30 protein-coding genes and 1 riboswitch are annotated in these 25,756 nt (G+C 65.4%); of the genes, 15 read left to right on the top strand and 15 right to left on the bottom strand.

Annotated features, from left to right (window positions below):
• Positions 1 to 145: 145 nt before the first annotated feature.
• From AABA86_RS22120 to AABA86_RS22130, 3 genes are read left to right on the top strand one after another with little or no spacing between them, the layout of a single operon-like run.
• Complete coding sequence (locus tag AABA86_RS22120) at positions 146 to 700, top strand: nucleoside 2-deoxyribosyltransferase (protein WP_338308436.1); 555 nt, start codon at positions 146 to 148, stop codon at positions 698 to 700.
• Between the two features lie 40 nt (positions 701 to 740).
• Positions 741 to 1,475 (top strand): TlyA family RNA methyltransferase, encoded by a 735-nt coding sequence (locus AABA86_RS22125; RefSeq protein ID WP_212247727.1) that lies wholly within the window; start codon positions 741 to 743, stop codon positions 1,473 to 1,475.
• Positions 1,468 to 2,715, top strand: a complete 1,248-nt coding sequence (locus AABA86_RS22130) for a class I SAM-dependent RNA methyltransferase (protein WP_212247725.1) — start codon at positions 1,468 to 1,470, stop codon at positions 2,713 to 2,715. Before AABA86_RS22125 ends, AABA86_RS22130 begins: the two co-directional genes overlap by 8 nt.
• A gap of 34 nt (positions 2,716 to 2,749) precedes the next feature.
• Here the strand turns inward: AABA86_RS22130 and AABA86_RS22135 are convergent, their stop codons facing one another.
• From AABA86_RS22135 to AABA86_RS22155, 5 genes are read right to left on the bottom strand one after another with little or no spacing between them, the layout of a single operon-like run.
• Entirely contained in the window at positions 2,750 to 3,601 is an 852-nt protein-coding gene (locus AABA86_RS22135; protein WP_212247723.1) for an ABC transporter permease, read from the bottom strand.
• A 2-nt stretch (positions 3,602 to 3,603) separates the two neighbouring features.
• Positions 3,604 to 4,452, bottom strand: a complete 849-nt coding sequence (locus tag AABA86_RS22140; RefSeq protein ID WP_212247721.1) for an ABC transporter ATP-binding protein — start codon at positions 4,450 to 4,452, stop codon at positions 3,604 to 3,606.
• Positions 4,449 to 5,495 (bottom strand): ABC transporter substrate-binding protein, encoded by a 1,047-nt coding sequence (locus tag AABA86_RS22145; protein WP_338308437.1) that lies wholly within the window; start codon positions 5,493 to 5,495, stop codon positions 4,449 to 4,451. The genes AABA86_RS22140 and AABA86_RS22145 overlap by 4 nt, the downstream gene beginning before the upstream one ends.
• A gap of 41 nt (positions 5,496 to 5,536) precedes the next feature.
• Complete coding sequence (locus AABA86_RS22150; RefSeq protein ID WP_338308438.1) at positions 5,537 to 6,751, bottom strand: CaiB/BaiF CoA transferase family protein; 1,215 nt, start codon at positions 6,749 to 6,751, stop codon at positions 5,537 to 5,539.
• Positions 6,748 to 7,683, bottom strand: a complete 936-nt coding sequence (locus AABA86_RS22155; RefSeq protein WP_338308439.1) for a hydroxymethylglutaryl-CoA lyase — start codon at positions 7,681 to 7,683, stop codon at positions 6,748 to 6,750. Before AABA86_RS22155 ends, AABA86_RS22150 begins: the two co-directional genes overlap by 4 nt.
• 90 nt (positions 7,684 to 7,773) lie before the next feature.
• Here AABA86_RS22155 and AABA86_RS22160 point away from each other — a divergent pair, with 90 nt between their 5' ends.
• A complete protein-coding gene (locus AABA86_RS22160) occupies positions 7,774 to 8,682 on the top strand; it encodes a GntR family transcriptional regulator (RefSeq protein ID WP_338308440.1) in 909 nt (302 codons plus the stop codon).
• Positions 8,683 to 8,777: 95 nt separating this feature from the next.
• Positions 8,778 to 9,872, top strand: coding sequence for an Acg family FMN-binding oxidoreductase (locus tag AABA86_RS22165; protein ID WP_445083480.1), 1,095 nt, complete (start codon positions 8,778 to 8,780; stop codon positions 9,870 to 9,872).
• Here AABA86_RS22165 and AABA86_RS22170 read toward each other — a convergent pair.
• A complete protein-coding gene (locus AABA86_RS22170; protein ID WP_338308442.1) occupies positions 9,869 to 10,471 on the bottom strand; it encodes a hypothetical protein in 603 nt (200 codons plus the stop codon). The two genes, AABA86_RS22165 and AABA86_RS22170, sit on opposite strands and share 4 nt — an antisense overlap.
• A 77-nt stretch (positions 10,472 to 10,548) precedes the next feature.
• Positions 10,549 to 10,932, bottom strand: coding sequence for a bleomycin resistance protein (locus AABA86_RS22175; protein ID WP_028144200.1), 384 nt, complete (start codon positions 10,930 to 10,932; stop codon positions 10,549 to 10,551).
• A 106-nt stretch (positions 10,933 to 11,038) separates the two neighbouring features.
• Here AABA86_RS22175 and AABA86_RS22180 point away from each other — a divergent pair, with 106 nt between their 5' ends.
• Positions 11,039 to 11,959, top strand: coding sequence for an enoyl-CoA hydratase/isomerase family protein (locus AABA86_RS22180; RefSeq protein WP_338308443.1), 921 nt, complete (start codon positions 11,039 to 11,041; stop codon positions 11,957 to 11,959).
• A 37-nt stretch (positions 11,960 to 11,996) separates the two neighbouring features.
• Here AABA86_RS22180 and AABA86_RS22185 read toward each other — a convergent pair whose 3' ends face one another.
• Complete coding sequence (locus tag AABA86_RS22185) at positions 11,997 to 12,632, bottom strand: hypothetical protein (RefSeq protein WP_028144198.1); 636 nt, start codon at positions 12,630 to 12,632, stop codon at positions 11,997 to 11,999.
• Positions 12,633 to 12,798: 166 nt separating this feature from the next.
• Positions 12,799 to 13,659, bottom strand: a complete 861-nt coding sequence (locus tag AABA86_RS22190; protein WP_338308444.1) for a DUF1194 domain-containing protein — start codon at positions 13,657 to 13,659, stop codon at positions 12,799 to 12,801.
• A 272-nt stretch (positions 13,660 to 13,931) separates the two neighbouring features.
• A riboswitch (Fluoride riboswitch) is annotated at positions 13,932 to 14,009 on the top strand.
• 102 nt (positions 14,010 to 14,111) lie between these two features.
• Between AABA86_RS22190 and AABA86_RS22195 the strand changes: the two genes are divergently transcribed.
• The 6 genes from AABA86_RS22195 (at position 14,112) to AABA86_RS22220 (ending at position 17,696) form a co-directional block, all read left to right on the top strand.
• On the top strand, positions 14,112 to 15,320 hold the full coding sequence (locus AABA86_RS22195) for an MFS transporter (protein ID WP_338308445.1): 1,209 nt from the start codon (positions 14,112 to 14,114) through the stop codon (positions 15,318 to 15,320).
• A 19-nt stretch (positions 15,321 to 15,339) separates the two neighbouring features.
• Positions 15,340 to 15,729 (top strand): fluoride efflux transporter CrcB, encoded by a 390-nt coding sequence (gene crcB, locus AABA86_RS22200; protein WP_028144194.1) that lies wholly within the window; start codon positions 15,340 to 15,342, stop codon positions 15,727 to 15,729.
• Between the two features lie 6 nt (positions 15,730 to 15,735).
• Positions 15,736 to 16,161 (top strand): fluoride efflux transporter CrcB, encoded by a 426-nt coding sequence (gene crcB / locus AABA86_RS22205; protein WP_338308446.1) that lies wholly within the window; start codon positions 15,736 to 15,738, stop codon positions 16,159 to 16,161.
• Between the two features lie 2 nt (positions 16,162 to 16,163).
• A complete protein-coding gene (locus AABA86_RS22210; protein ID WP_338308447.1) occupies positions 16,164 to 16,505 on the top strand; it encodes a DUF190 domain-containing protein in 342 nt (113 codons plus the stop codon).
• A gap of 44 nt (positions 16,506 to 16,549) precedes the next feature.
• Positions 16,550 to 16,855, top strand: a complete 306-nt coding sequence (gene clpS, locus AABA86_RS22215) for an ATP-dependent Clp protease adapter ClpS (protein WP_018322577.1) — start codon at positions 16,550 to 16,552, stop codon at positions 16,853 to 16,855.
• Positions 16,856 to 16,934: 79 nt separating this feature from the next.
• On the top strand, positions 16,935 to 17,696 hold the full coding sequence (locus AABA86_RS22220) for a hypothetical protein (protein ID WP_338308448.1): 762 nt from the start codon (positions 16,935 to 16,937) through the stop codon (positions 17,694 to 17,696).
• Between the two features lie 21 nt (positions 17,697 to 17,717).
• Here AABA86_RS22220 and AABA86_RS22225 read toward each other — a convergent pair whose 3' ends face one another.
• From AABA86_RS22225 to fabI, 4 genes are all read right to left on the bottom strand, one after another.
• Positions 17,718 to 18,908: an adenylate/guanylate cyclase domain-containing protein gene (locus AABA86_RS22225; RefSeq protein WP_338308449.1), complete on the bottom strand. Its 1,191-nt coding sequence runs from the start codon at positions 18,906 to 18,908 to the stop codon at positions 17,718 to 17,720.
• Positions 18,909 to 18,970: 62 nt separating this feature from the next.
• Positions 18,971 to 20,059 (bottom strand): chorismate synthase, encoded by a 1,089-nt coding sequence (gene aroC / locus AABA86_RS22230; RefSeq protein WP_338308450.1) that lies wholly within the window; start codon positions 20,057 to 20,059, stop codon positions 18,971 to 18,973.
• Positions 20,060 to 20,237: 178 nt separating this feature from the next.
• On the bottom strand, positions 20,238 to 20,837 hold the full coding sequence (locus AABA86_RS22235) for a histidine phosphatase family protein (RefSeq protein ID WP_338308451.1): 600 nt from the start codon (positions 20,835 to 20,837) through the stop codon (positions 20,238 to 20,240).
• 13 nt (positions 20,838 to 20,850) lie between these two features.
• Complete coding sequence (gene fabI, locus AABA86_RS22240; RefSeq protein ID WP_092259949.1) at positions 20,851 to 21,666, bottom strand: enoyl-ACP reductase FabI; 816 nt, start codon at positions 21,664 to 21,666, stop codon at positions 20,851 to 20,853.
• Between the two features lie 173 nt (positions 21,667 to 21,839).
• Here fabI and AABA86_RS22245 point away from each other — a divergent pair, with 173 nt between their 5' ends.
• Both AABA86_RS22245 and AABA86_RS22250 read left to right on the top strand, forming a co-directional pair.
• On the top strand, positions 21,840 to 22,328 hold the full coding sequence (locus AABA86_RS22245) for an RNA polymerase sigma factor (protein ID WP_028144186.1): 489 nt from the start codon (positions 21,840 to 21,842) through the stop codon (positions 22,326 to 22,328).
• Positions 22,329 to 22,434: 106 nt separating this feature from the next.
• On the top strand, positions 22,435 to 23,205 hold the full coding sequence (locus AABA86_RS22250) for an anti-sigma factor family protein (RefSeq protein ID WP_212247697.1): 771 nt from the start codon (positions 22,435 to 22,437) through the stop codon (positions 23,203 to 23,205).
• Between the two features lie 314 nt (positions 23,206 to 23,519).
• Here the strand turns inward: AABA86_RS22250 and AABA86_RS22255 are convergent, their stop codons facing one another.
• Together AABA86_RS22255 and AABA86_RS22260 are read right to left on the bottom strand one after the other, a co-directional pair.
• On the bottom strand, positions 23,520 to 24,482 hold the full coding sequence (locus AABA86_RS22255; RefSeq protein ID WP_212247696.1) for a DnaJ C-terminal domain-containing protein: 963 nt from the start codon (positions 24,480 to 24,482) through the stop codon (positions 23,520 to 23,522).
• Positions 24,483 to 24,591: 109 nt separating this feature from the next.
• Positions 24,592 to 24,999 carry an RT0821/Lpp0805 family surface protein gene (locus AABA86_RS22260; RefSeq protein ID WP_212247693.1) on the bottom strand — a complete coding sequence of 136 codons (408 nt, stop codon included), beginning with the start codon at positions 24,997 to 24,999 and terminating at the stop codon, positions 24,592 to 24,594.
• A 113-nt stretch (positions 25,000 to 25,112) separates the two neighbouring features.
• Here AABA86_RS22260 and pdxH point away from each other — a divergent pair, with 113 nt between their 5' ends.
• On the top strand, positions 25,113 to 25,754 hold the full coding sequence (gene pdxH, locus AABA86_RS22265; protein ID WP_212247692.1) for a pyridoxamine 5'-phosphate oxidase: 642 nt from the start codon (positions 25,113 to 25,115) through the stop codon (positions 25,752 to 25,754).
• The last annotated feature ends 2 nt before the right edge of the window (positions 25,755 to 25,756 follow it).

Consider the following 25,756-nt stretch of genomic DNA (forward strand, 5'->3'; position numbering starts at 1 on the left):
GGCGCGATCCGGATGGGGGCTCTCACCTCTCGGGGGTTCTCGGTTACGGAGACACCCTCTCCCCAACCCTCCCCCGCAGGCGGAGCAGGGAGCAGAGCACGCACCGCAGCTCGCATCTCGGTTCAAATTCTTCGGCTCGGCTCCCATGAAAATCTATCTGGCAGGCCCCGACGTGTTCCTGCCGGATGCGGTTGAGATCGGCCGGCAGAAGGTCGCGATCTGTGGTCGCTACGGGCTCACCGGCCTCTATCCCCTCGACAACGCCATCGACCTCACCGCGCCCGACGCCGCGCGGCAGATCTTTTGCGGCAACGAGGCGATGATGGACGCGGCCGACGTCATCATTGCCAACCTCACCCCGTTCCGCGGCGCCGGCGCCGATCCCGGCACCGTCTACGAGCTCGGCTACATGGCCGGCCGCCGCAAATTCTGCCTGGCCTATTCCAACGACGGCGCCGCCTATGCCGACCGCCTCGGCCGCTTCATGGACGTCAGGTCCGAGGACGGGCGGCTGGTCGACGCGCAGGGACTGACGGTCGAGGATTTCGGCCTCGTCGACAACCTCATGATGATCCATGCCCTGGAGCTGCACGGCTGTCCGCTGGTGACGCCGGCCGCGATGCCGATCGACGTCTGGCACGATCTGGCTGCGTTCGAGGCTTGCGTCCGGATGGCGGCCGCGCGATTGATCGCTACATAAGCACGTCAGTCGTCCCAAAGAATCGTCGCATGAGAGCGTGATGTCCCCTGCCCGCAAGCGCGCAGATGTATTGCTGGTCGAGCGCGGCCTGTTCGAGAGCCGGGCGCGGGCGCGCGCGGCGATCGAGGCCGGCCTCGTCACGGCCGACGACAAGCCGGTCGCCAAACCGTCGGAGACGATCGCCGAGGATGCGGTGATCCAGGCCGAACCCGCGCACCCCTACGTCTCCCGCGGCGGCGTCAAGCTCGCCGGTGCGCTGGAGCGGTATCCCATCGAGATCGAGGATCATGTCTGCCTCGACGTCGGCGCCTCCACCGGCGGCTTCACCGAGGTGCTGCTGGCGAACGGCGCGAGCCTGGTGTTCGCCATCGATGTCGGCACCAGCCAGCTGCATGCCTCGCTGCGCGACCATCCCAAGATCGTGTCGATGGAGGAGACCGACATTCGCAGCTATGAGGGCAAACGGCTGCCGGCACGGCCCGATGTCGTCGTCATCGACGTCAGCTTCATCTCGCTGAAGACGGTGCTGCCGGTGGCGCTGTCGCTGGCCGCCGCGCCGATGAGCCTGCTGGCGCTGATCAAGCCGCAATTCGAGGCTGACAGGAAGCACAACAAGAAGGGCATCGTCCGCGACGCCGCCGTGCACCGGGAGATCTGCGACGACATTGCCGCCTTTGCCGCTTCGCTCGGCTGCAGCGACATCGAGATATTCCCCTCGCCGATCACGGGCGGCGACGGCAATATCGAATTCTTCCTGGGCGCGCGCCGTGGTTGAGCGTCTCACCATCGACCATGTCGGCCATCGCGGCGACGGCGTCTGCCTCGACGCCGGCGAAGCGATCTACGTGCCCTACACGCTGGGCGGTGAGACCGTCGAGGTCGATCACGTCGTAGGCAACCATCCCGACCGTCGCAAGCTGCTCGCGGTCGACGTCGCGAGCCTGGAGCGTATCGACCCGTTCTGTCCGCATTTCGGCGTTTGCGGCGGCTGCGCCATCCAGCACTGGTCGGCCGAGCCGTACCACGCCTGGAAGCGCGGCATCGTGGTGGAGACGCTGGCGCAGGCCGGCATCGATTGCGAAGTCGCGCCGCTGGTCGATGCTCATGGCGCCGGCCGCCGGCGCGTCACGCTGCACGGCCGCTTCGGCACGCATGATATCCTCAAGGTCGGTTTCTCCGCGACGAGCTCACACGACGTCATCCCGATCCATCGCTGCCCGATCCTCGATCCTGCACTCGACGGCGCGCTCGATGCCGCCTGGGCGCTGGCGGAGCCGCTGACGTCCAAAATGCCGGTGACCAAGCCGCTGGACATCCAGGTCACCGCCACCGCCAACGGCCTCGATGTCGACGTGCGCGGCTCCGGCCCGCTGCCGACGCCGCTCGTCACCGCGCTCTCGCGCGTCGCCGAGCAGCACCGCCTGGCGCGGCTGACGCGGCATGGCGAATTGGTGCTGCAACGCCTGGCGCCGACAATAAAGATGGGCCGCGCAGAGGTGGCGCTGCCGCCGGGCTCGTTCCTGCAGGCAACCGTCGCGGGCGAAGAGACGCTGGCAGCGCTCGTCGCGGAACGCATTGGCAAGGCCAAGGAGGTTCTCGACCTCTTCTGCGGCGTCGGGCCGTTCGCCTTGCGGCTCGCCGAAAAAGCGCGCGTCACCGCCTATGACAACGACGCCGGCGCTGTCGCAGCGCTGGCAAAAGCCGCGCGCACGCCGGGCCTGAAGCCGATCAAGGCCGAGCCGCGCGATCTGTTCCGCCGCCCCCTGGTGCCGCCGGAGCTGCGCGACTTCGACGCTGTGGTATTCGACCCGCCGCGCCAGGGCGCGCAGGCGCAGGCGCTGAAGCTCGCCGCGAGCAAAGTGCCCGTCGTGGTCGCGGTGTCCTGCAACGTCGCAACCTTTGCCCGCGACGCGCGGCTGCTGATCGACGGCGGCTACCGGCTGGAGGCGGTGGTGCCTGTCGATCAGTTCCGGCACACGCCGCATGTCGAGCTGGTGGCGCGGTTCAGCCGGTGACGTTGCACGCGCCCGCTCACCCTCGTCCGGGCCGCTATGCTGACGGCTCGAATTGCGGCTGCCATCGCAACAAATAGGACTGCAGCGAGCGCACCGCGATCGCCAGCAGGATGCCGACGAACATCATGACGAAGATCGCGACCATCATCTCGCTGGCATTGGCCCGCGCCTCCGCTTCGATGATGAGCTTGCCGAGACCGCGCTCGGCGCCGATGAACTCGCCGACGATGACACCGATCAGCGCAAAAGACACGGCCGGCAAGAGCGAAGCGAACACCCAGGCGAGCGCGGACGGGATCACGACGGTCCGCAGCACGGTGAATTCGCTGGCGCCGAGCAGACGGGCGGCCGCGATCTGGTCGCGGTCGACCGCCCGCGTTCCCTCGAACGTGTTGAAGAACACCACGAAGAAAACGACGAGCCATGCGGTCGCGATCTTGGAGAGGTCGCCGAGGCCGAAGATCAGGATGACGAGCGGCACCAGCGCAATGCGCGGTATCGAGTTGAGCGCCACGATGTAGGGCCCGAACACGCGGGCGAGGAAGTCCGAACGTCCGAGAATCAGGCCGGCGGCGATGCCGCTCGCTGAGCCGAACAGAAAGCCCCACCAGGTATTCTTCAGCGTGACGAGCGTGGCGAGCCACAGATTGTTGTCGTTGCCCTTGATGCAGGCGGCAAAGCCGCCGGCATCAGCGAAGCAGCCGAGCCGCAGGAAACTTTGCCAGATCAACGACGGCTTGGCGACGAAATAGGGATCGAGGATTTTGGGCACGTAAGCCCTCGGCAACAGCGCCTTGCTCCATTCGAAGCCCCACTGCCAGATGACGAGAACGGCTGCGAGAATGGCCAATTGCCAGAACAGGATCACGATGCGGCTGTTGGACATGGTCAGTCGGCCCTGGTGCGGCGGAATTCTTCGCCGAGGGAGTGCCAGATGTGAGAATAGAGGCGGCCGAATTCGGCGCTCTCGCGCACGGAAACGGGATCGCGTGGCCGCGGGATGGCGACGTCGAAGTCCTCCTTCAGGCGCCCTGGCCGTGCCGAAAGCAGGATGATACGGCTCGCCAGCGTCAAGGCCTCGCCGAGATCGTGCGTCACGAACAGCACGGTCTGCCGCTCGCGCTCCCAGATCTCCAGCAGCGTCTTGTGCATCTCCAGCTTGGTGTGGGTGTCGAGCGCGCCGAACGGCTCGTCCATCAGCAGGATCTCGGGCTCGAGGATCAGCGTGCGCATCAAGGCGACGCGCTGGCGCATGCCGCCGGACAGCATGCGCGGAAAGCTCTGCCCAAAGCCCGAGAGCCCGGCCTTCTCGACCGCCGAAGCGACGCGGCCGGCGCGCTCGGTCTTCGGCAATCCCGCGATCTCCAGCCCATAGCCGATGTTCTGCTCCACGGTTCGCCAGGGAAACAGCGTATCGCGCTGGAAGACATAACCGACCCTGGGGTTGACCTTGCCGGTCTCGACGGTGTCCTGATCGATCAGGATGCGTCCGCCAGAGCGCGGCAACAGCCCCGCCACCATGTTGAGGATGGTGCTCTTGCCGCAACCGGACGGGCCGAGCAGCGCGACGAACTCGCCCTGCTTGACATCGAAGGAGACGTCATCCACCGCCACGAACTCGCGGCCGGACGCGTTGAAGCGCTTGGCAAGCCCCTGCACGGCGATGCGGGTGCGTGCCGCTGTCGCTTCATCCTCGCCGCGCGCGAGCGCGAAGCCCTGGCCCGGCGCGGCGATCATTTGTACTTCGCCCTGGCCGCCTGGAGGAAGCTCATGTCGACGACATCCTCGTATTTGGTCTCGGGAATATCCGTGCCCTTGCGGTACCAGGGCTTGGCGCCGCGTTCGAACGCGGGCTTGTCGATGGCGCCGTCATAGGCCCAGGTCGACTTGTCGAAGCCGAGCTCGGCACTGACCGCATCGGGGTCGATGCCGGAGAAATATTTCGGCGTGACCAGCGCCTGCACCTCCGCGAGCGGCGTCGCCTTCACGAACGCCATCGCGCGGTAGATCGCATTGACGTAGGCCTGCACCAACGCCTTGTCCTGCTCGACCGTATCCTGGAGCGTGTAGATCACGAGCACGGGCAGCGCGCCGCCGAAATCCTTCTCGAACACGCCCGGCTTGGACGTGTCGTAAATCGTCCTGCCAAAGCCCTTCTTCTCGACCTCGACGATCCAGCTCGGCGGCGCCATGATGGCGTCGAACTGCTTGGTCTGGAGCGAGGGGAACATCGTGTTGGGCCCACCGCCCGCGACCCAATTCACCTTGTCGCCGAGCCCGCGCGCTTCGAACACATAGGTGCCGAACACCCAGGTGCCGGAGCCGATGGCGGTCGCGGCAACGATCGGCTTGGCGCCGTCCGCCCGCTTGTAGCCGGCGAGCTTCTCGACCGAATTGATGCCGCTGTCGTAGAGGTCGTGCCGGACCATGATGTTGGCGTAGGAGCACACCATCTCGGTGGCGAGCAGGATCTTGCAGGGCTTGCCGCGCGCCCCGAGCTGAAGCGGGTGGCTGGCATCGCCATGTGCGAACAGTGCCTGCCCTGCCGCCAGCGTCTGGCGACCGAATGTGCCGGCATTGCCGGTGATGAGCTTTGAATCGAGCCCCTCGTCCTTGAAGTACCCCTTCAGCTCCGCAATCATGCCGATGGCGTAGACCGGCGATACCGGCCCGAACGCAAGCGAGACCTGCTTGGCTTCCGCGTGCAATCGTCCCGGCAACAGCGATGCTCCCGCCCATGCGGAGCCCGCGATCAGCGCCTGGCGCCTGGTAATGCTCATGTGCTCCTCCTCCCTTGTTTCTTGTCCGATACGTCGACCGGTCAGGTCGGCGCGACCTTGATCGTCCCTGCTTGTCGCAGCGTGTCGATCTCGTCCGAAGACATGCCGATCTCGCTCAGGATCTCGCCGCTGTGCTCCCCGATCTGGGGGGGATCGTAGCGGTTGGGCAGACGCCTTCCGTCCATGGAAATCGGCAACAACGGCGTCTTGGCCTCGTTACCGTCGGGCAGCCGAATGGCGGTCAGGCCGCCGGACTGGTTGAGATGCGGATCATCGAAGAGATCGCCGGGCTTGTTGACCGGCGCATAGGGAAGATCGAGCTGCTCGAGGCGCGCGGCAAGATCGGCCTTGTCCCACTGCTTGAAGATCTTCGCGATCTCGGGGATCAGCCAGCCGCGATGATCGACGCGGTCGTTGCTCGTCGCAAAGCGCGGATCGACGAGCCAGGCTTCACGATCGAAGGCGCGACAGAACGCCTCCCATTGCTCTTCACCGACGATGGTGACGAACAGCTTCGAGCCGTCCCTGGTGTCGAAGAGATCGTAGACCGGCCATGGGCTGTCCTTGATCGAATACGGGATCGACGGCTGGCCGCTGACCACCTCACACATCATGGCCTGCGCCATCAGGAACACGTTGTTCTCGTACAGCGCACTCTGGATGTAGCGCCCCCGGCCGGTCCGCTGCCGCTCGGCCAGCGCAGCCTGGATCGCGATCACGCCGAACATGCCGCCCATGACATCGTTGACCGAGGCCCCGGCACGCATCGGGCGGTCAGGCAGGCCGGTCATGTAGGCAAGGCCCCCCATCATCTGCACCACCTCGTCGAGCGCAAGGCGGTTCTCGTAAGGCCCAGGCAGATAGCCCTTGAGCGAGCAATAGATCAGGCGCGGCGCAAAAGCCGCAACGCTCTCGTAGTCGAGGCCGATCCGCTTCAACAAGCCCGGCCTGAAATTCTCGATCATGACGTCGCTGCTCTCGATCAGCCTGCGCGCGACCTTCTGGCCTTCCGCGGTCGACGTATCGAGCGCGATGCTGCGCTTGTTACGGCTGTAGGTGGCGAAGAAACCGGCGGCGGGACCCTTGAAATAGCGGGTGCGGTCGCCCTTGGGCGGCTCGACCTTGATCACGTCGGCACCGAGATCGGCGAGGATCAAGCCGCAGCTCGGCCCCATCACCATCTGGCTGAACTCGATCACCCGAAGGCCGGCCAGCGGACGAAGCTCCGATGCCGTCGCGCGCGCGACCGTGGTCATGCCGCGCTCCGCAGGACTTTGGGAATGCCGGCCTCGTGCAGATGCCCCGTCAGGTGTTTCGCCGGGATATGGCGCGCGAGGATTTCACGCGTTTGCATCAGGCGATCGAGATCAATGCCGGTGGAGAGCCCCATGCGCTCCAGCATGAACACGAGGTCCTCGGTGACGATGTTGCCGCGCGCACCGGGCGCGAAGGGACAGCCGCCGAGGCCGGACACCGCGGCATCGAAGCGGCGGATGCCGGCTTCGAGGCCGGCGACGGCATTGGCAAGGCCCGCACCGAGCGTGTCGTGCAGATGCAGCCGCAGCGTCATTTTCGATCCGACCTCTTGCCGTACCGCCGCGACGATCTTGCCGATCGATTTGGGCGTCGCATACCCGACGGTGTCCGCCAGCCCGATCTCGTCGGCACGCGCTTCGGCAAAGGCGCGCGCCACGCGGCACACGGCTGCTTCGCTCACCTCGCCTTCCAGCGAGCAGCCGAACGAGGTGGAGATCGCACCCATCAATTGCGGCCGCTGGCCCACGGGCCGCGCGTCGATCGCGGCGCGCACCGCGCGAAATCCCTCGATCTGCTCATTGACCGTGCGGCGGACGTTGGCCTGGTTGTGCGTCTCGCTCGCCGAGATGACGAAATAGACCGCATTGACGCCGGCCGCGATCGCGCGCTCGGCGCCCTTCGGGTTCGGCACAAGCGCGCCGATGGTCGTCGATTTGTGCGTCAGCGCATGCGCCATCACCGCGTCGACGTCGGCAAACTGCGGCACGACCTTTGGCGGCACGAAAGATCCGGCGTCGATCTCTGGCACGCCGGAAGCTGCGATCGTGTCGATCAGCGCGCATTTGGCTTCTGTCGGAACGAAGATGTCCAGGTTCTGCAGGCCATCGCGGGGAGCAACCTCGCAAATGTGGACATCGGGCGCTGCCGCCATCGGGCTCTCTCCCTGATCGATTGTATATTGTTGCCTAAAAGAACAATCCATGGGACAGTCTGTCAAGCCCTAAAACTTGCGTGCACTGCAATGAGCGCATCCGACAGTTCCCGACAACGCAGCGACAAGAACGGTTCCGAACGCGCCGAGCACCTCGCCGGACTGATCATGGCGCTCGCCCGGCGCGACGGCATGAAGGCCGGCGACCGCTTGATCGAACAGAGGCTTGCCGATGCGCTGGACCTTTCACGCGCGCCGATCCGGCTCGGCCTCAAGGCTCTGGAAGCCGCGGGTTTGGCGCGCGGCGAGCCACATCGCGGCTTTGTGCTGGCCAAGAATCCCACCAGCAGCGCAGCCCAACCGGCCCTCGCGGCAGTCAGGCGCAGCGAGCAGGTTTATGCGACCATCGCAGGCGACGTGCTTGCAAGCCGGTTGACGGCCGACGTCACCGAGGCTGAGCTGATGCGTCGCTATGGCCTCAGCCGGGCCGAGTTGCAGCGGCTGCTCGACCGGATCGCTGCCGAGGGCTGGATCGCACGCCTGCCGGGCTATGGCTGGCGCTTTGCGGAGACGGTCTCGAGTCCCGAAGCCCAAGCGCAAGCCAAGGCGTTTCGTGCCGTGATCGAGCCGGCGGCGATCGCGCAGCCGGGTTTTGCCCTGCCGCAAGAGGTGATCGTACGGCTGCGCGAGCGCCAGCAGCGCGTGTTCGAAGGCGAGCTCGAGAAGATGACGATCGGCGAGGTCTTTCACTCCGGCTGCGAATTCCATGAGGAGATCATCCGCGGCGCCGGCAACCCCTTCTTCCTCGAAGCCCTCAGGCGCGTGAACTCGATCAGACGGCTGTTCGCCTATCGCAGCTTCGCCGACCGCGACGGCATGCGGCGGCACGTGCGCGAGCATTTGCGCCTGCTCGACGTTCTGGAAACCGGGCGTTACGCCGAAGCGGCGGAGCTGATGGCCAAGCACCTGCAGCGCCCGCTGGTGGCGGGCCTGTCGTGATGCTCAAGCCAGGATTGCCTGGACCCGCCATCCGATCTTGATTCCGCTCAATCGTTCTGCCGCCCGTTGGTGCTAGAGGCTTGCTGTGCAAGGGCATGGAGCGGACGTTTGTGGTTGACCGGCGACAGTTCATCGCAACCGCGCTCGGGTCGTCAGCGGCCGCGATCGGCGGCTTCCCCGCCGCAGCAGCAACGATGACCTATGACGAGGCAGTGACGACGTCTCGGGCTCCGCTGCAGGCCGTGCCGAGGGATCGCGAACTCGTGCGCTTTGCCACCCTCGCCGCCAACAGCCACAACACCCAGCCGTGGATCTTCTCCGCTCGCGGCAACGAGATCGCGATTGCACCGGACTTCACGCGCCGCTGTCCGGCCGTCGACCCGGACGATCATCACCTCTTCGTCAGTCTCGGCTGCGCCGCAGAAAACCTCATCCTCGCCGCAACCAAGCTGGGCTGGCGCGCCGATCCGGTCATCGACGGCGACAGGATCGTGATCGCGCTCGAGCAGGCCCCGCCCGCCGCATCAGCGTTGGCGGCCGCGATTCCGGTCAGGCAATGCACCCGCGCGGCGTTCGACGGCAGGCCGGCCGCAACCGAGACCTTGCGCCAGCTCGAAAGCGCCTGCCGCGAACCTGATGTCGCGGCCATCCTGATGACCGAGCGCACCGCGATCGCCGGGGTCACCGACTATGTGCTCGAAGGCAACTCCGCGCAAATGCGCGACAAGGCCTTCATGCGCGAGCTCGTGAGCTGGATTCGCTTCAACGAGGCAGAGGCGCTCGCGACCATGGACGGATTGTTCTCACCCGCCTCGGGGAATCCCTCTTTGCCGTCATGGCTGGCCCGGCCGCTTCTGAAACTCTTCTTCACGGAGAGCGGGGAAAACAAGAAGTACCGCGAACAGCTCGCCAGCTCTGCGGGCATCGTCGTGCTCGCGGCCGAGCGCAGCGACAAATCGCACTGGATTGCGGTCGGCCGCGCCTGCCAGCGCTTCGGTTTGCAGGCGACCGCGCTCGGGCTCAAATATTCCTTCGTCAACCAGCCGGTCGAGGTGGCGGCGCTGAGGCCGCAATTCGCGGCCTCAATCGGACTGGGCGCACGGCGTCCCGATATCGTGATGCGTTTCGGGTACGGCCCGGACCTGCCGAAATCGCTGCGGCGTCCGCCGGAGCTGGTGATGCGATCCTAACGCCGAAGGCCGCCCAGGGCCGGCGACTCGCCGGGCAGCATGTTCGATCTGATATCGCTGTCCATGCGACCCGAGTCCTGCTGGATGAAACCGGCGCCGAACGACAGACTGAGGTTGGAGGTCGGTTTGAACTCGACGCCCGCAAACGCGCTGGTGCCGGGAGCCGCGCCCGACGTCAGCGGCGCCACCGAGCTGCCGATGCCATTGCCATATTTCAACGTGTCGAAACCGGCAAAGAACGTCACGGGCAAGCCGCCAGCTGTCTTGGTGGTGTAGCCGAACTGCGTGCTGTCATAGGAGAGCGCGCTGAAATTGCCGGCGAGCCCGGTCTGACTGATCCCGCTCCAATTGAGGTTGCCGCGCTGGCTGCCGACGAAGAAGCCGTTCGCAAAATTAGTGCGCCCGCCTGCGTCACCGGCATTGAAGCTCGAAAAATTGCCGTAAGGATCGGAGCCCTGGCCATCGCTGCCGCCAAAGCCAAACGGTCCGCCCGGTATGACATATCTCAGCGGTGCAACTTGCGCATCAACGGACGTTCCGCCGAGGCAGAGCACGGCGAAGATAGCTGCAAGACCGCATGAAGCTGCAAGGCGGGACATTCAGGTAACCTTCGAAAACCTCGCAAATTATACCCTCCGGCGCTGAGGAATGCCAGCGAGGCTGCGCCGGCATCGCCTCACCCAGGTTCCGGGATACCCATGCCGAAGGTGAGCTGATTGCCGTCGGCATCAACGATGTCGAAATCGCGCATGCCGTAATCGCGATCCTCCGGCTGGTTGATGGGCCTGGCGCCACGGCCCGACAATTCGGCATAGAGCTGGTCGACGTCGCGTACGAAAATGCAGAGGCCGCCCTGCCCGGGCAATCGTTTCGTCCTGGCCGCTGCAAGCAGATGCAGAGCGACCACGTCGCGGCAGAGGCAGGCATAGGACAAGGGCGCACCATATTCGAAGGTGACCTCGAACCCGAGCACGTCGCGGTAATAGGCGAGGCTCGCGGCGATGTCGGAGACGACGAAAACGGTGGCGGAGCCGGCCATCATGGGATGTTCGTCGGTCATCTGTGCTCTCCAAGTCGCGAGCAATCTCCCGCATGCAGCCTAGCATGCGCGCCCGAGGTCTTGCACGGGTCGCGCCGCAACGTAAGCTGGTCACGAAGCCGCGCTCTTGCCGCTGACGATCCCGCATCTGGCGGAACGGACTGACGATGTCCGGCGGCTGATCGGCGGTGGCGCCCTTGCGGTCGCGTGCGAAGTCTTGCGCAAGGTCGAGCGGCAGTTGAAGGTGCTGTCCGATGACAGCATGGAGAGCTCGGTGACATCTGACGATCCGGTCGTATACGAACGTCTCGACGACATCGCCCGCATCACGCTGCGCCACCCGCCCGTCAATGCGCTGAGCCTCGAGATGATCCGCGCGGTTGTCGCCGCCTTCCGCCGCGCTGCGGACGACGACGGCGCGCGCGTAGTCGTGCTGGCGAGCGCAATTGCAAAACGTTTTTCGGCAGGCCTCGACCTCGACATCCTGCTTGGCAGGTCCGGCGCCGAGATCCGGGAATTCCTCCAGGCGCTCTATATCGACCTTTACGATGCCCAGTACGGGCTCGGAAAACCTTCGATCGCCGCAGTCGGCGGCGCGGCACGCGGTGGTGGCATGACCATGGCGGTGTCCTGCGACGTGGTGCTGGCATCCGAGAGCGCGACGTTCGGCTATCCCGAGATCGACGTCGGCGTCATTCCCGCGATCCACTACGCGCATCTGCCGCGAATCGTCGGACGCCACCGTGCCTTCGAGCTGCTGTTCACCGGCCGGGTCTTCAGCGCCATGGAAGCACGCGAGCTCGGCGTGGTGAATCGCGTCATCGCGGATGCGGAGCTCGAGGCCGAGGTCGCGAAGCTCGCTGCGCAGTTCACCGGCAAATCAGCCGCGGTGCTGCGCATGGGCCGCGCGGCCTTCATGCGCCAGATCGATCTCGACTATCGCCGCAGCATTGCAAGCGCCGTGGACGATTTCTGCAACGTCGCGACGTCGGATGAGGCGCAGGAGGGCTTGAGGGCGTTCGTGGAGAAGCGGGCGCCGAAATGGTGAGGACGGCAGGCCCCGCGCGTATCGGGGCGCCGCGCGCTCAGGCGGTCCTGTCGACGGAGGACGACGTGTCGGCCGGCGGATATTTTGTCACCGGCACCATGAAGGATTTCGTGCCGACCTGGTAGATGACCTTGCCGTTCTGCCCGTCATCGGTCGCGATCTGCGTCTGCCCGAACATGATGACGTTCTTGTAGACGTAGCCGGTGCCCTGGCGCGTGACGCCGTCGGTGGTGACGCTGACCTGCGCTTCCTTGCCATTGACCGCGAGCACCTTGAAGCTCGCGCTCTTGCCGTTGGCGCTGGAATAGCCGCCCCAGCTTCCCATGAGGCGACTGTCGGAAGCCGGCGGGGCCTGCTTCTCGAGATTCGCGGTCTGCTTGCCAGCGCCCCCGAAAGAGAACAGCATCACCATGTTCTTGCCGTCCTTGGTGCCGACCGTGACCCCGCCAAAAGTGATAAGTGTGCCCTGAACCTCGGCAAAGCCGCGCTCGGTGTGCCCGTTATGGGTGTACTCGACCTGCGCCCGGGCGCCGCGGATGTTCACGACCTTGAAACCGACGGGCTGGTTGTTGCCCACCCAATTGCCCTTCCAGTCGCCGACCAGAGCACTCTGGTGATACAGCCGCTCGTTGGCGGGCGAAATCTGGTTGGTGCTCGATGTGACGGTGGCCATTGGACTGCTCGGAGACAGGTCTGACAAACCCGCTTTCGTTAGCCCCAGCAATGTCAGGATGCCGGCTGGAAACGGACAGAAATCATGCGATTAGGGACACGCGCCGGTTAACGAGCCGTTAAACTCAACTGCCGGCTGGATGGGCAAAAGGTCTCAGCCGGGGGCTTCAGCGCCCCCAGCGGTCCGACCAGATCTTTTCGCCAATCAGGCAGTTGACGCGCGGCTCCTTGTCGGCGACCCGCATCACGGGGCGCTCCGGCGTGCGGCCGGCGACCTCCATCAGCAGCTTGGTGCGGATCGCCTCCTTGAACTTGTCGCGGTCCTTGATCGTGATGACGAAGGAGCCCGGACCGCCGATGACGCAGTCCTCGTAGTAGAAATCGAGATTGTCGATATCCATGGTCGAATAGGACGGCTCCTTGACCATGATCGGCAGGCCGTTGATGACGACGCCCTTCTCCAGCGCGGCGTCGCGCGCCACCGTGACCGGGCCGCCATTGTTGTTGGGGCCGTCGCCGGAAATGTCGATCACCCGGCGCAGGCCCCGATAGGGATCCTCGTCGAACAGCGGCATCGCGAAAGTTATCGCACCGGAGATCGAGGTGCGCGAGGCGCGCCGGATCGGCGTCTTCATGATCTCGGCGGCGACTGCATCCGCCGTCTCCGGGCCGTCGATCAGCCGCCAGGGAATGATGATCTTCTGGTCGCTCGAGGCGGCCCACTCGAAATAGGTCACCGCGATCCGGCCGTTCGGTCCGAGCTTCAGCGCCTGAAGAAATTCCTTCGACTGGATCGCCTGCGCATAGCCTTCGCGCTGGATCGCGAGCTCGTCCATGTCCATGGAGTAGGATACGTCGACCGCAAGGATCAGCTCGACGTCGACCGTCTGCGCGTCCCTGTCGGCCGCAAACCGCTGCGGCTGGTTCTTTGGCTCAAATTTTGGTCCTGGTGCCGCGATGCCCGCGACGTCGCCTCCGGCAAACATGCCGGCAACCAGCACAGCCCCGATCGAGAACAGCAAACGCATCGCAGTCTCCCGTCGTATGACGCGATGGTGACATGCAATCGCCGAGCCGCAAAGGGCGAAGATCGCTTGCGCTTCACATTCAAGTTAGGAAGCTGCGGGTTGGGACTATGCACGCCCTTGCGCAGAGCTGCCGCCGTGTTGCCGCGCTCGCGCCGCTGGAACGCGCCAGATTGCCCGCATCATCGGGCTCACGATGCGCGAAGCCGGAACGACGAGCCGCGGGACAGAGCGTCCCGCCTACTTGTCCGGCACGATTTCCATGCTAGGTTGGCCACACAGATGGGGATGGAGTCCCCCGATAACCGCCCGCCGGTCGATGACCGTGGTGGGCTGATGACTTCTGCTTGAGGAGGGGCAATCTTTGAGCCTCTGCCTTCGGCGGGAGCATGGACAAACCCGCCGGTGGCGGGTTTTTTGTTGTCTGGCGACGAAAGCCGGGAGAAGGCGAAGACGTGACGACGACGACACCAAGTACTGCACGTAGCGCGCTGCCCAGGGGGATCTGGGTGCTCGGCTTCGTCTCGATGCTGATGGACATCTCCTCCGAGATGATCCACGCGCTGCTGCCGGTCTATCTCGTCACGGTGCTGGGCGCTTCGACGCTGACCGTCGGCTTCATCGAGGGCATGGCGGAAGCGACGGCTTCGATCACCAAGATCTTTTCCGGCGCGCTGTCGGACTGGCTCGGGCGGCGCAAGCTGCTGGCCGCCCTTGGCTATGGCCTTGCCGCCTTCACCAAGCCGCTGTTCCCGCTTGCGCCCAGCGTCGGATGGCTGATTGGCGCGCGCTTCATCGATCGCGTCGGCAAGGGCATTCGCGGCGCGCCTCGCGATGCGCTGATCGCCGATATCGTCCCCGTCGGCCAGCGCGGCGCGAGCTTCGGCCTGCGGCAGTCGCTCGATACCATCGGCGCCTTCGTCGGGCCGCTTATGGCGATCGGCCTGATGTGGTGGACGGCGGACAATTTCGCCCTCGTCTTCTGGTTCGCCGTGCTGCCGGCATTCCTGTCCTTCGGCCTGATCACGTTCGCGGTGAGCGAGCCGGAGCCGGATCCGAGCCGGGAGCCTGCAGGGAATCCGCTCAATCTCGCCGCGATGCGGCAGCTCGGCGCGGTCTATTGGCGCGTCGTGGCTGTCGGCGTCGTCTTCACCCTCGCGCGCTTCAGCGAGGCCTTTTTGATCCTGCGGGCACAGAATATCGGGCTCAATGCGATGTGGGTGCCGGCGGTGCTGGTGCTGATGAACGTCGTCTACGCGCTGTCGGCCTATCCGGCCGGCGTGCTCTCGGACCGGATCAACCGGACCGGCTTGCTCGCGGTCGGGCTCGTCTTCCTCGCGTGTGCCGATCTCGCGCTGGCGCTGCTGCCGAGCCTCGGCGGCCTCGCGCTCGGCGTCGTACTGTGGGGGCTGCATATGGGACTGACGCAAGGCCTGCTCTCGGCCCTCGTCGCCGACGCCGCGCCACCGAGCCTGCGCGGCACCGCGTTCGGCTATTTCAACCTGTTCACCGGCCTTGCCATGCTCGCCGCGAGCGTCATCGCCGGCGCGCTGTGGGACGCCTATGGTCCGGCAGGAACGTTCTTTGCGGGGCTCGGCTTCGCGCTGGTCTCGCTCGTGGGACTATTGGCCGTCGGCAACGGTCTGGCAGCGGAAGACAAATGAGGATGAGAGGTCGTTCGTCGTGCTGAGCGGAGCAATCGCGATCATGGTCGGCAGCGTGCTCGGCGGCTGCGCGCGCTATTTCGTTTCCGGCGTGATCGCGCGGCGGCTGGGCGAGACGTTTCCGTGGGGCACCATGACCATCAACGTCACCGGTGCCTTCCTGATCGGCATTTTCGGCGCGCTGGCGACCCATCCCGGCTCGGCCTTCGCCGCGCCCAATCCGTGGCTGTTCGCGGTCACGGGATTTCTCGGCTGCTACACCACGGTGTCCTCGTTCAGCCTGCAGACGCTGACGCTCGTGCGGAGCGGCGAACCGATGCATGCGCTCGGCAATGTCGTGTTCTCGGTCGGGCTCTGCCTTGCCGCCGTCAGCTGCGGTTTCCTCCTTGCGGACGGCTTGGGAGGCTAGAGGCCGATGAACTCCCCTTCCGCCGAGCGCTGGCGCACTGCGATGCTTTACGGCTGGGTTGCCGCCGGCAGCATCGTCGGCGGGCTGACGCGCTATCTCGTCGGGCTCGCGCTCGACACCGGACCGGGCTTTCCCTTGGCGACGCTGTTCATCAACGCCACGGGCTCGCTGATCATCGGCTTCTACGCGACGCTGACCGGCCCCGACGGCCGCATGCTGGCACGGCCCGAGCACCGGCAATTCGTCATGACCGGGTTTTGCGGCGGCTACACCACTTTTTCGACCTTCAGCCTGGAGACCTTCCGCCTGTTCCACGGCGGCATGAAATACACCGCGCTCGCCTATATCGCGGCGTCCGTCATCTGCTGGCTGGTGTCGGTATGGATCGGCCATATGATGGCGAGCCGCTACAACCGCTTGACAAGGAGCTGACCATGCAAATCCCCAATCAGGCAGTTTCACTCCGGATCTTCATCGGCGAGAGCGACCATTTCGACGGCAAGCCACTCTATGAAGCGATCGTGATGACGGCGCGCGAGCGGCATCTCGCCGGCGCCACCGTGCTGCGCGGCCCCATGGGCTTCGGCAAATCGAGCCGGCTGCATACGTCGAAGATATTGCGGCTTTCGGAAGACCTGCCGCTGCTGATTGAGATCGTCGACAGCGAGGACAACATCAACGCATTCCTGCCCATCCTGGACGGCATGATGTCGAGCGGTCTGATCACCTTGGAGAAGGTGCAGGTCCTGCAATATGGTGCGAAGGCCGTAAGCTGATCGCTGCGGCAGGGAACCCGAGCCCGCCGTGTCCGGGAGGCGGAATGAACAACACTGTCACCAAGCCGAAGACGCGGACGAAGACCAAGGTCGAGCGGCCGAAGCTGCACAAGGTCATCCTGATCAACGACGACTACACGCCGCGCGAATTCGTCACCATGATCCTGAAGGCCGAATTCCGCATGACCGAGGATCAGGCCTACAAGGTGATGATCACCGCTCACAAGCTCGGCGCCTGCGTCGTCGCCGTGTTCACCAGGGACGTCGCCGAGACCAAGGCCACCCGCGCCACCGACGCCGGCCGCGCCAAGGGCTATCCGCTGCTGTTCACGACGGAGCCGGAGGAGTAGCGGCGCGATCTGCCCGCTTCGGGTCAATTTTAGCGATCCGCGCTACCGCAGGTTCAATCTCCTGTGTCACCACAACGCGATGACAGTCGCACTGCGCAAACAGCTCGCGCTCGAGCCCGCCCGCCCCGATACCTCGTTCGGTCCGTTCAAGCTCCTGCATGCCCTGCCCTGGCTGATCCTGGCGGCTGCAATGCGCGTGATCGCGTTCGGCGGCGGCGCCGTGGCACTGCCGGCCATCATCGTTTCCGACATTTCGGTGCTGCTGGCGTTCTTTGCGACGGCACGACAATCGATCGAGGCGGCCGGCGGCCAATCCTCGCTCGGCACGCTGACATTGGGCGAGCAGTTCAAGCTCTCCTTCTCGATCCTGTGGCGGATCATGCTCGTGATGATCGCGGCGGCGCTCAGCGCCGCCGCGATCGGCTATGAGGCTTCGTATCATCTGATGGCAGGCCTCGACGGCATGGCACTCGACCAGTTCACCCATCCCGGTCGATTCTGGAGCGCATGGATCGCCGCACTCGTGCTGCTCATGATCGTCCGTGCCGAGCGCGACGACGGCAAGGTCGCCCTGTTTGCCGCCATCGGCGAATTCGCGCGGCACGGACTGTGGCTCGGCGCCGCCGTCATCGTCCTCGGCAGCATCAACGTCGCCCTCGCCTATGGACAGGAAGCGGTGCGCAGCGCGATCTGGAATTTCTGGCAGACCTCGTCGGCGACCCAGTTCAGCAAGAACCTGATCTATTTCGTATTCATCTTCAGCTTTGCCATGCTGCGGCTGTGGATCACTCTGACGATCCTGACGCTTGGGCTGAGGCAGTCATATGTGCGCGCTGACTAGTTCCGCCGACGGTGCCGTCCACTAGGCCATCACAACCGGTGTCTCCTCGCCGAGCCCATACACGCGCTGCGCCTTGGAAAATCCCGCGATCGGAAATTCGCCGAGCTCTTGCCAGTCGTGGCGACAGACGTTGGCAAAGCCTTCCGAGGCGACGACGGTCCGCCCCAGGCGGCCCGTGATCTTCTCGAGCCTTGCGGCAAGGTTGACGGCAGGACCAATGCAGGTGAAGTCGAGCCGGTTGCCGCCGCCGATATTGCCGTAGAGGATGTTGCCGACATGCAGCGCGACGCCGAAGCGAAAGCGCTCGACGGCGTCGCCGACTGGAAAGGCCAGCGCCTCGACGCTGGCGCGGGACTCGCGCGCCGCTTCCAGCACCCGCGTGCAGACATGGGCGGCATCGCCAACATATTCGTCGATCGGGAACACCGCGAGCAGGCCGTCGCCCATGAACTTCAGCACCTCGCCGCCATGGCCGCGGATCGCGGCGACTTGGCAGTCGAAATAATGGTTCAGGATCTCGACCACGGTCTCGGCGGGCAGCCGGTCTGAGAGCGCGGTGAAGCCGCGAAGGTCCGAGAGCCAGATCGCGGCCTGCATGGTGTCGTTGTGGCCGCGGCGGATCTGGCCGCCCAGGATGCGCGCGCCAGCGCGGTTGCCGACATAGGTGTCGAGCAGCATCTCGGCGGTGCGGCGCAGGCTGATGATCTCGCTGACGCGCGCCAGCGGCGTCACGATGGAGCGGATCGCCGCGATGTGGTCGTCGGTGAAGCCGCCGGGATGCCGTGTCACCCAGCTCGTCGCGTGGACCGAGCCGTCGAGAAACGGCATCGGCACGGCGACATAGTCGGTCGCCCCTTCGGCGCGCAGGTCGTCGAGGATCGGAAACCGCTTGTTGTCGGGATCTCCAATGCGCCCCCTGACCTCGATCCCCTGCTCGAACACGATGCGGAGCGGGCTCGCGGCGAATTCGGGCGTGTCGAGGATCTCGAAATCGACGGTGCCGATCTCGACCTCCTCGCCCTGCCGCCAGATGAAGTTGCGGCCGAAGATCTCCGGATGCAGCGTGCGGATGAAAATGCCGAACCGCCACAGCGGCAGGCCTGCTTCGACCAGATGTTCGCAGACGTCCGAGATCATCTCGGCCGGGGTGCCCGACGACCGCGCGCCGTCGATCAGCCAGTTGGTGATGCGCTGGAGCTCGGAGCTTTCCATGTCCGCATTTGCGGACGAAGTTGTGGGATCGTCAAGCTGCGCGGTGGGCTAGTACCGCGACATCAACGCCCCACCTGCCCGCGATCGCGCAAAAAGTGGTCGGCGAGCACGCAGGCCATCATGGCTTCGCCGACGGGGACGGCGCGGATGCCGACGCAGGGGTCGTGACGGCCCTTGGTGAAGATCTCGGTGTCGGCGCCCTTGCGATCGACGGTGAGACGCGGCTGCAGGATCGACGAGGTCGGCTTCACCGCGAAACGCACCACCACCGGCTGCCCCGTGGAGATCCCGCCCAGCACGCCGCCGGCATGGTTGGACAAAAAGCGCGTGCCGTCATTGCCGGTGCGCATCTCGTCGGCGTTCTCCTCGCCGGTCAGCTCGGCGGCGCCGAAACCGGCGCCGATCTCGACACCCTTCACCGCGTTGATGGTCATCATGGCGCCCGCCAGATCGGAATCGAGCTTGGCGTAGATCGGCGCGCCAAGGCCGGCCGGCACGCCTTCGGCGACCAGCTCGATCACCGCGCCGATCGAGGAGCCGCTCTTGCGGATGCCATCGAGATAGGTCTCGAAGAACGCGGCCTTGTCCTTGTCCGGGCAGAAGAACGGATTTCTTGCGATCTCGTCCCAGTCCCATTTGGCGCGGTCGATCTTGTGCGGCCCGATCTGCACCAGCGCGCCGCGCACCTTGACGTCGGGCAGCACTTTGCGCGCGATGGCGCCGGCGGCAACGCGCGTCGCGGTCTCGCGCGCCGAGGAGCGGCCGCCGCCGCGATAATCGCGCAGGCCGTATTTGGCTTCATAGGTGAAGTCGGCGTGACCCGGGCGAAACTTGTCCTTGATCTCGGAATAGTCCTTGGAGCGTTGGTCGGTGTTCTCGATCAGGAGCCCGATCGGCGTGCCCGTCGTCACCTGCACGCCGGTCTCCGGATGCGCCATCACGCCGGAGAGGATTTTGACCTGGTCCGGCTCCTGGCGCTGGGTGGTGAAGCGCGACTGGCCCGGCCGGCGGCGGTCGAGGTCGCCCTGGATGTCGGCCTCGGTGAGCGGGATCATGGGTGGGCAGCCATCGACCACGCAGCCGATCGCCACCCCATGGCTCTCGCCGAAGGTGGTGACGCGGAACATGTGGCCGAAGGTGTTGAAGGACATCCGTCTCTAGCTCGTAAGTCGGTTCTAACTTGTGGTAGCGCCCGGAAACACCGCATTCAACCCTGTTCCGTCATTCCGGGGCGATGCGGAGCATCGAACCCGGAATCTCGAGATTCTCAGGTGCGCAAGGGCGCACCGGAGTTCGCCCTGCGGGCGCCCGGAATGACGAAGGGTGGGCTTAACTGAATTTCTCCAGCCGGCCGTCGTGGAACACGTAGACGGCGCCCTGCTGGATATAGAGCTCGGCGGCGCTGGCCGGCGTTTCCAGGCCGAGCGAAACCATCAGGGCCCGGCAGGTCCCCCCATGGGCGACCGCGACGATGTCGGTCCGGAGCTGGTCGTACCAGGCGCGCACACGGACCTGCACATCGGCGTAGGTCTCCCCGCCGGCAGGGCCCACCGTCCATTTGTCGGCGAGCCGCCTCGCATAGATATCGGGATCGGTCGCCTCACTCTCGGCCAGCGTCAGCCCCTCCCAGCTGCCGTAGCCGATCTCGCGCAGACGATCATCGAGCGAATAGTCCGCCACCGGCAGTTCGAGCTTGGCGCGCGCGAGTTCCATGGTTTGGCGCGCCCGGCCGAGCGGGCTCGACACATAGGGCAACGCCGCCTTGTCGCGGCCATCGCGCTTGAAGAGATCGGCGAGAATGCTGCCGGCCTGCACGGCCTGACCGCGTCCACGCGCGTTCAGCGGAACGTCCTTGGTGCCCTGAAGCCTCCCGAGCGCATTCCACTCGGTCTCACCATGGCGAAGATAATAGATCGTGGGCACGGGCATTCCGGATTTGAGGCTAGTCCTTGCCGCCGAACGAGATGTCCGGCGCGTCCGGGCGCTTCATGCCGAGCACGTGATAGCCGGAATCGACGTGATGCACCTCGCCGGTGACGCCGCGCGAGAGGTCGGAGAGGAAATACAGCGCACTGCCGCCGACGTCCTCGGTCGACACGTTGCGTCGCATCGGCGCGTTGGCCTCGTTCCACTTCAGGATATAGCGGAAGTCGCCGATGCCGGACGCCGCGAGCGTCTTGATCGGACCTGCCGAGATCGCATTGACTCGGATGTTCTTCTCGCCGAGGTCGGCGGCGAGATAGCGCACGCTGGCCTCCAGCGCCGCCTTGGCGACGCCCATCACGTTGTAATGCGGCATCCACTTCTCGGCGCCGTAATAGCTGAGCGTGATCAGCGAGCCGCCGTCGGTCATCAGCTTCTCGGCGCGCTGCGCCACGGCCGTGAACGAGTAGCAGGAGATCAGCATCGACTTGGAGAAATTCTCCTGCGTGGTGTCGACATAGCGGCCGTCGAGCTGCTCGCCATAGGCGATCGCGTGCACCAGGAAGTCGATCTTGCCCCACTTCTCCTTCAGCACAGCGAACGCGGCATCGATGGTCGCGGCATCCGTGACGTCGCAATGGCCGAGCACGAGACCACCGATCTCGGCGGCGAGCGGCTCGACGCGCTTCTTCAGCGCATCGCCCTGGTAAGTGAAGGCGAGCTCGGCGCCGGCGGCGTGGCATGCCTTGGCGATGCCCCAGGCGATCGAGCGGTTGTTGGCAACGCCGAGGACCACTCCGCGCTTTCCTTGCATCAGACCCGAATTCTGCGCCATTTTTGAACGTCCCGTCGAACTCTTGGTGAGGTCTGGAGGTACACCAGCCCTCCCCTGCGGTACAGCCCTATTACGCCGCGTTAACGCTGTTTCGAGCGCCGGAATAGCCGTTCCGTTCGGGTGTTATGATCGCTATAGGCGCTCGCGCCTGATACCAGGACGTCAAGACCGCAATGAGTGCGTTTCGCCAGAGTGTGGAAGCCATGATCCCGGCGTTGCGCCGCTACGCCCGCGCGCTCACGCGCGACGCGGACGCGGCCGACGATCTGGTGCAGGACACGCTGGTGCGGGCACTGCGTTCGGAGCGATTGTTTCTCGGAGGCGACGTCAGGAGCTGGCTCTACACGATCCTGACCAATCTCAACAAGAACCGGCGGCGCTCGCTGGCGAGGCGGCCGCAGTTCATGCAGCTGACGGAGAACAACCCGGATGCCAGCGGCACCGAAGCCGAAGGGCGCGACATCGAGAGGGCGCTGGCGACGCTCGTCGAAGAGCAACGCTCGGTGTTGCTCCTGGTCATGCTGGAAGGCATGAGCTACCGCGAGGTCGCCGACATCCAGGGCGTGCCGATCGGCACCGTGATGTCGCGCCTGGCCCGCGCCCGCGCCCACGTCAAGGCCTCGCTGGAGGGCGAGCGCCCGACGCTCAGGCGGGTGAAATGATGGCAGGGTTGATGCATCGCGCGTCGTCCGCCCGCAGCATGCCGATGAGCTGCGCGAAGTCGAGCTTTGAACGACATTTAAGGCCCCAGAGCCAGAGACGATTGATATGAACGACCGCAATATCCCAGTGACCGAGGACGAACTGCACGCCTATGTCGACGGCGAGCTGCCGGCCGAGCGCCGCGCCGACGTCGAGGCCTGGCTCGCCGCTCATCCTGAAGAGGCCGAGCGCGTGCAGTCCTGGCGGGCCATGGCGGAGATGCTGCACGCCCGCTACGACGCCGTCGCCCAGGAGCCGGTGCCGGCACGGCTGGAGCTCGAGCGGCTGGAGCGCCGCCCGCGGCAATGGCTCTATGGCGCCGCCGCGGCCGTGCTGGTTGCTTTCGTCGCCGGCGGCACGGCCGGCTGGGTCGCGCATGGCGCCGCCAGCGCGCCCTCGACCTTCCAGAGCTTTACGGCGGACGCGCTCGACGCCCACCGCCTCTATGTCGTCGAGGTCCGCCACCCCGTCGAGGTCGGCGGCAACGAGCGCGACCACCTCCAGGCCTGGCTGACCCGGCGCTGCGGCTGGACCGTGTTCGCGCCGAACCTGGAGGCGAGCGGGCTGAAGCTCGTCGGCGGCCGGCTCTTGCCGGGTCCGAACGGTCCAGCCTCGTTCCTGATGTATGAGGGCGCCTCGGGCGAACGCTACACGATCTACACCGCCAAGACCGAGAATGGTGCGACGCAAATGCGCTACGCCAGGACGGACAAGGACGGCGCATTGTTCTGGGCCGAGCGCGGCGTCGGCTACGTTGTCAGCGGTGGCGGTGATCGCGACCGGCTGACCCGGGTGGCGCAAGCGGTCTATGATCAGGCCGAGAAAAACGGCACCTAGACAGCCGTTCGAGGGCGGTGCCCAGATTCCGTCATTGAAAATTTGGAATGAAGACATCGGCGCGTCTCATTATCGCACCGGATGATCACGCGAAAATGAGCAGCGTTCGATCCGCCGATCGACGCGGGCGGCCTCGATTGGGGTTTTTGGTACCGCGCTGGTCCCCCTCTCGAGGCCGCACCTTTTTATCGGCTGCCCCGCCGGACAGCCGACACGTAGAGTTCATGAAGCGCTACCACGCCTCAGGCTTATGATGAGCATCATCTCCAGGACGATGCCCTAGACCTTTAGGAGAACCCCTTCAGTTCGAACGCCTAGCCAAGCCCGCTACGTGGATTGTAGGGGTGTTGGTCCCGCCACTTCTCCATCAATGCTTCAAGCTCGGCGTCGTTCCCGTCCGGTAGCATAATCCTGATAGTGACAAAGAGATCCCCGGTTCCGCCAGTTTTCGGCAAGCCCTTGCCCTTGAGGCGGAAGGTTCGGCCGCTGGAGGTGTTTTTTGGAACCGAAAGCTCCACGGCATTGCCGAGGGTGGGCACGCGGACCTTACCGCCGAGCACGGCCTCATAGAGCGTCACCGGCAGATCGATCCGCAAGTCGGCGCCCTCGACCTTGAAGTAGGCGTGCGGCGCGATGCCGATGGTGATCAGGAGATCTCCGGGCGGATGGCCCTGCGCGGACTCGCCCTGCCCCCGAAGCCGGATCTGCTGGCCTTCGGTGACGCCGGCCGGAATCTTGACGTTGAGCTCCTTGCCCGTCGGCAGCCGGACGCGCTTCTCGCCGCCCTTGACCGACTCTTCCAGCGAGACGGACATGGCAACGTTCACGTCGAGATCGAGCCCGACGCCGCCGGTGTCGAATTCGAACTGCCCGGCGCCGCCGGCCCCAGGCCGGGCGCCGCGCATCCCGCCGCCGAACATGCTGTTGAGGATATCCTCGAACGCGCCGCCGCCCTGGCCGGGGCCGCCGCCGGAGCGGAACGAATAGCTTTCGAACCCGCCGGGGCCGGCACGGCCGCGCGGCCCGCCGCCGCCCGGAAAACCCTGGAAGCGCGGCTTGCCGTCGGCGTCGATCTCGCCGCGGTCGAACTGCTTGCGCTTGTCCTCGTCGCCGATGATTTCGTTCGCCGAGTTGATCTCGGAGAAGCGCTCGGCGGCTTTCGGGTCGTCCTTGTTGCTGTCGGGATGATGCTTCTTGGCAAGCTTGCGATAGGCGCTCTTGATCGCGGCAGCGCTGGCGCTCCGCGGCACCCCCAAGACCTCATAGGGGTCGCGCATCCGTCACGTCTCCTTCAAGAAATCGAATTGTTCAAAGGGCTCCCCGCCCCACCTGCGATCCATGTGGGGAGAGAGTGGCATTTTTGCAACTAGGGGCGCGCGCCGAATCCTAGCTCCGCCACGGCTTTAGCGTATGAATCTCCCAACGGCCACGGGTGCTTTGGCAGCCGGCGCCCTGGAGCCAGCTTTCGGTCGCCCCGTTGACGTAGCTCGCCAGGAAATCGCGGCATTTGCGGCCGTCCTCGGCGGCATAGGACTGCGCGATCGGCGTCACCGAACCGCGCGCGCCGGTCTCCGGATTCTCCCAATGCTGGCTGGAATCCCTGTCGCCCTTGCTGAGGACGTCGGAGGCGGCGTTGCGGGCAAAGGCGAGATCGGTCTCGGACGGCGGGGCGTCCTTCGCCGGCCGCGCGATCGAACCGGTGAGGTCGCTGTCGTCGGCCTTGGCGTAGGCACTCTTGTCATTGCGGGAAAAGCTGCATCCTCCGGCGCCGAGCCCGATGAGAATGATCGTCATGACAAAGCCGGACGGCCGGATCGCCGATAGGCCAACGCGTCCCCATGCCCTATATAGGGCGGTAGCGGACGACAACGCGTTTTGGGCCGCGGGACGCAACTCGGACTCCAGACATGACCGACACGACCTCGATGAAACACCAGACACCCTTAACATCCGGTGATTTCACCGCCGCCGACGAGCCATTTGCGCTGTTCGAGGCCTGGCTGAACGAGGCGATCAAGAGCGAGCCGAACGATCCGAACGCCATGGCGCTCGCAACCGTCGACCCCGACGGCCTGCCTGACGTGCGCATGGTGCTGATGAAAGGCTTCGATACCGAGGGTTTTGTCTTCTACAGCCACATCGCCAGCCAGAAGGGCCGCGAACTCGCCGCAAATCCTAAGGCAGCTTTACTTTTCCACTGGAAGTCGCTGCGCCGTCAGGTCCGCATCCGCGGCAACGTGACGCCGGTGACCGAGGCCGAGGCCGACGCCTATTTCGCCACCCGGCCCAAGCAGGCCCAGATCGGCGCCTGGGCGAGCAAGCAGTCGCAACAGCTGGAGAGCCGCTTCGCCTTCGAACAAGCCATCGCGAAGGTCGCGGCCAGATACGTCATCGGCGAAGTGCCGCGGCCGCCGGGCTGGAGTGGCTGGCGCATCACCCCCTCGCGGATCGAGTTCTGGCACGACCGCCCGTTCCGCTTGCATGACCGCATTGAATTTCGCCGTGACGCGGCCGGCCAACCATGGTCCAAGACGCGGATGTATCCGTAAGA

The organism is Bradyrhizobium sp. TM233 (genome assembly GCF_036247965.1).
GTDB classification, from domain to species: Bacteria; Pseudomonadota; Alphaproteobacteria; order Rhizobiales; family Xanthobacteraceae; genus Bradyrhizobium; species Bradyrhizobium ottawaense.

What these genes read in the sequence shown, in the direction of transcription:
- AABA86_RS22120 (WP_338308436.1), top strand. Translation starts at nt 146, where the DNA reads ATGAAAATCTATCTGGCAGGCCCCGACGTGTTCCTGCCGGATGCGGTT.
- AABA86_RS22125 (WP_212247727.1), top strand. Translation starts at nt 741, where the DNA reads ATGTCCCCTGCCCGCAAGCGCGCAGATGTATTGCTGGTCGAGCGCGGC.
- AABA86_RS22135 (WP_212247723.1), bottom strand. Translation starts at nt 3,601, where the DNA reads ATGTCCAACAGCCGCATCGTGATCCTGTTCTGGCAATTGGCCATTCTC.
- AABA86_RS22140 (WP_212247721.1), bottom strand. Translation starts at nt 4,452, where the DNA reads ATGATCGCCGCGCCGGGCCAGGGCTTCGCGCTCGCGCGCGGCGAGGAT.
- AABA86_RS22145 (WP_338308437.1), bottom strand. Translation starts at nt 5,495, where the DNA reads ATGAGCATTACCAGGCGCCAGGCGCTGATCGCGGGCTCCGCATGGGCG.
- AABA86_RS22150 (WP_338308438.1), bottom strand. Translation starts at nt 6,751, where the DNA reads ATGACCACGGTCGCGCGCGCGACGGCATCGGAGCTTCGTCCGCTGGCC.
- AABA86_RS22155 (WP_338308439.1), bottom strand. Translation starts at nt 7,683, where the DNA reads ATGGCGGCAGCGCCCGATGTCCACATTTGCGAGGTTGCTCCCCGCGAT.
- AABA86_RS22160 (WP_338308440.1), top strand. Translation starts at nt 7,774, where the DNA reads ATGAGCGCATCCGACAGTTCCCGACAACGCAGCGACAAGAACGGTTCC.
- AABA86_RS22165 (WP_445083480.1), top strand. Translation starts at nt 8,778, where the DNA reads ATGGAGCGGACGTTTGTGGTTGACCGGCGACAGTTCATCGCAACCGCG.
- AABA86_RS22170 (WP_338308442.1), bottom strand. Translation starts at nt 10,471, where the DNA reads ATGTCCCGCCTTGCAGCTTCATGCGGTCTTGCAGCTATCTTCGCCGTG.
- AABA86_RS22175 (WP_028144200.1), bottom strand. Translation starts at nt 10,932, where the DNA reads ATGACCGACGAACATCCCATGATGGCCGGCTCCGCCACCGTTTTCGTC.
- AABA86_RS22185 (WP_028144198.1), bottom strand. Translation starts at nt 12,632, where the DNA reads ATGGCCACCGTCACATCGAGCACCAACCAGATTTCGCCCGCCAACGAG.
- AABA86_RS22190 (WP_338308444.1), bottom strand. Translation starts at nt 13,659, where the DNA reads ATGCGTTTGCTGTTCTCGATCGGGGCTGTGCTGGTTGCCGGCATGTTT.
- crcB (WP_338308446.1), top strand. Translation starts at nt 15,736, where the DNA reads ATGAACTCCCCTTCCGCCGAGCGCTGGCGCACTGCGATGCTTTACGGC.
- AABA86_RS22210 (WP_338308447.1), top strand. Translation starts at nt 16,164, where the DNA reads ATGCAAATCCCCAATCAGGCAGTTTCACTCCGGATCTTCATCGGCGAG.
- clpS (WP_018322577.1), top strand. Translation starts at nt 16,550, where the DNA reads ATGAACAACACTGTCACCAAGCCGAAGACGCGGACGAAGACCAAGGTC.
- AABA86_RS22220 (WP_338308448.1), top strand. Translation starts at nt 16,935, where the DNA reads ATGACAGTCGCACTGCGCAAACAGCTCGCGCTCGAGCCCGCCCGCCCC.
- AABA86_RS22225 (WP_338308449.1), bottom strand. Translation starts at nt 18,908, where the DNA reads ATGGAAAGCTCCGAGCTCCAGCGCATCACCAACTGGCTGATCGACGGC.
- aroC (WP_338308450.1), bottom strand. Translation starts at nt 20,059, where the DNA reads ATGTCCTTCAACACCTTCGGCCACATGTTCCGCGTCACCACCTTCGGC.
- AABA86_RS22235 (WP_338308451.1), bottom strand. Translation starts at nt 20,837, where the DNA reads ATGCCCGTGCCCACGATCTATTATCTTCGCCATGGTGAGACCGAGTGG.
- fabI (WP_092259949.1), bottom strand. Translation starts at nt 21,666, where the DNA reads ATGGCGCAGAATTCGGGTCTGATGCAAGGAAAGCGCGGAGTGGTCCTC.
- AABA86_RS22245 (WP_028144186.1), top strand. Translation starts at nt 21,840, where the DNA reads ATGAGTGCGTTTCGCCAGAGTGTGGAAGCCATGATCCCGGCGTTGCGC.
- AABA86_RS22250 (WP_212247697.1), top strand. Translation starts at nt 22,435, where the DNA reads ATGAACGACCGCAATATCCCAGTGACCGAGGACGAACTGCACGCCTAT.
- AABA86_RS22255 (WP_212247696.1), bottom strand. Translation starts at nt 24,482, where the DNA reads ATGCGCGACCCCTATGAGGTCTTGGGGGTGCCGCGGAGCGCCAGCGCT.
- AABA86_RS22260 (WP_212247693.1), bottom strand. Translation starts at nt 24,999, where the DNA reads ATGACGATCATTCTCATCGGGCTCGGCGCCGGAGGATGCAGCTTTTCC.
- pdxH (WP_212247692.1), top strand. Translation starts at nt 25,113, where the DNA reads ATGACCGACACGACCTCGATGAAACACCAGACACCCTTAACATCCGGT.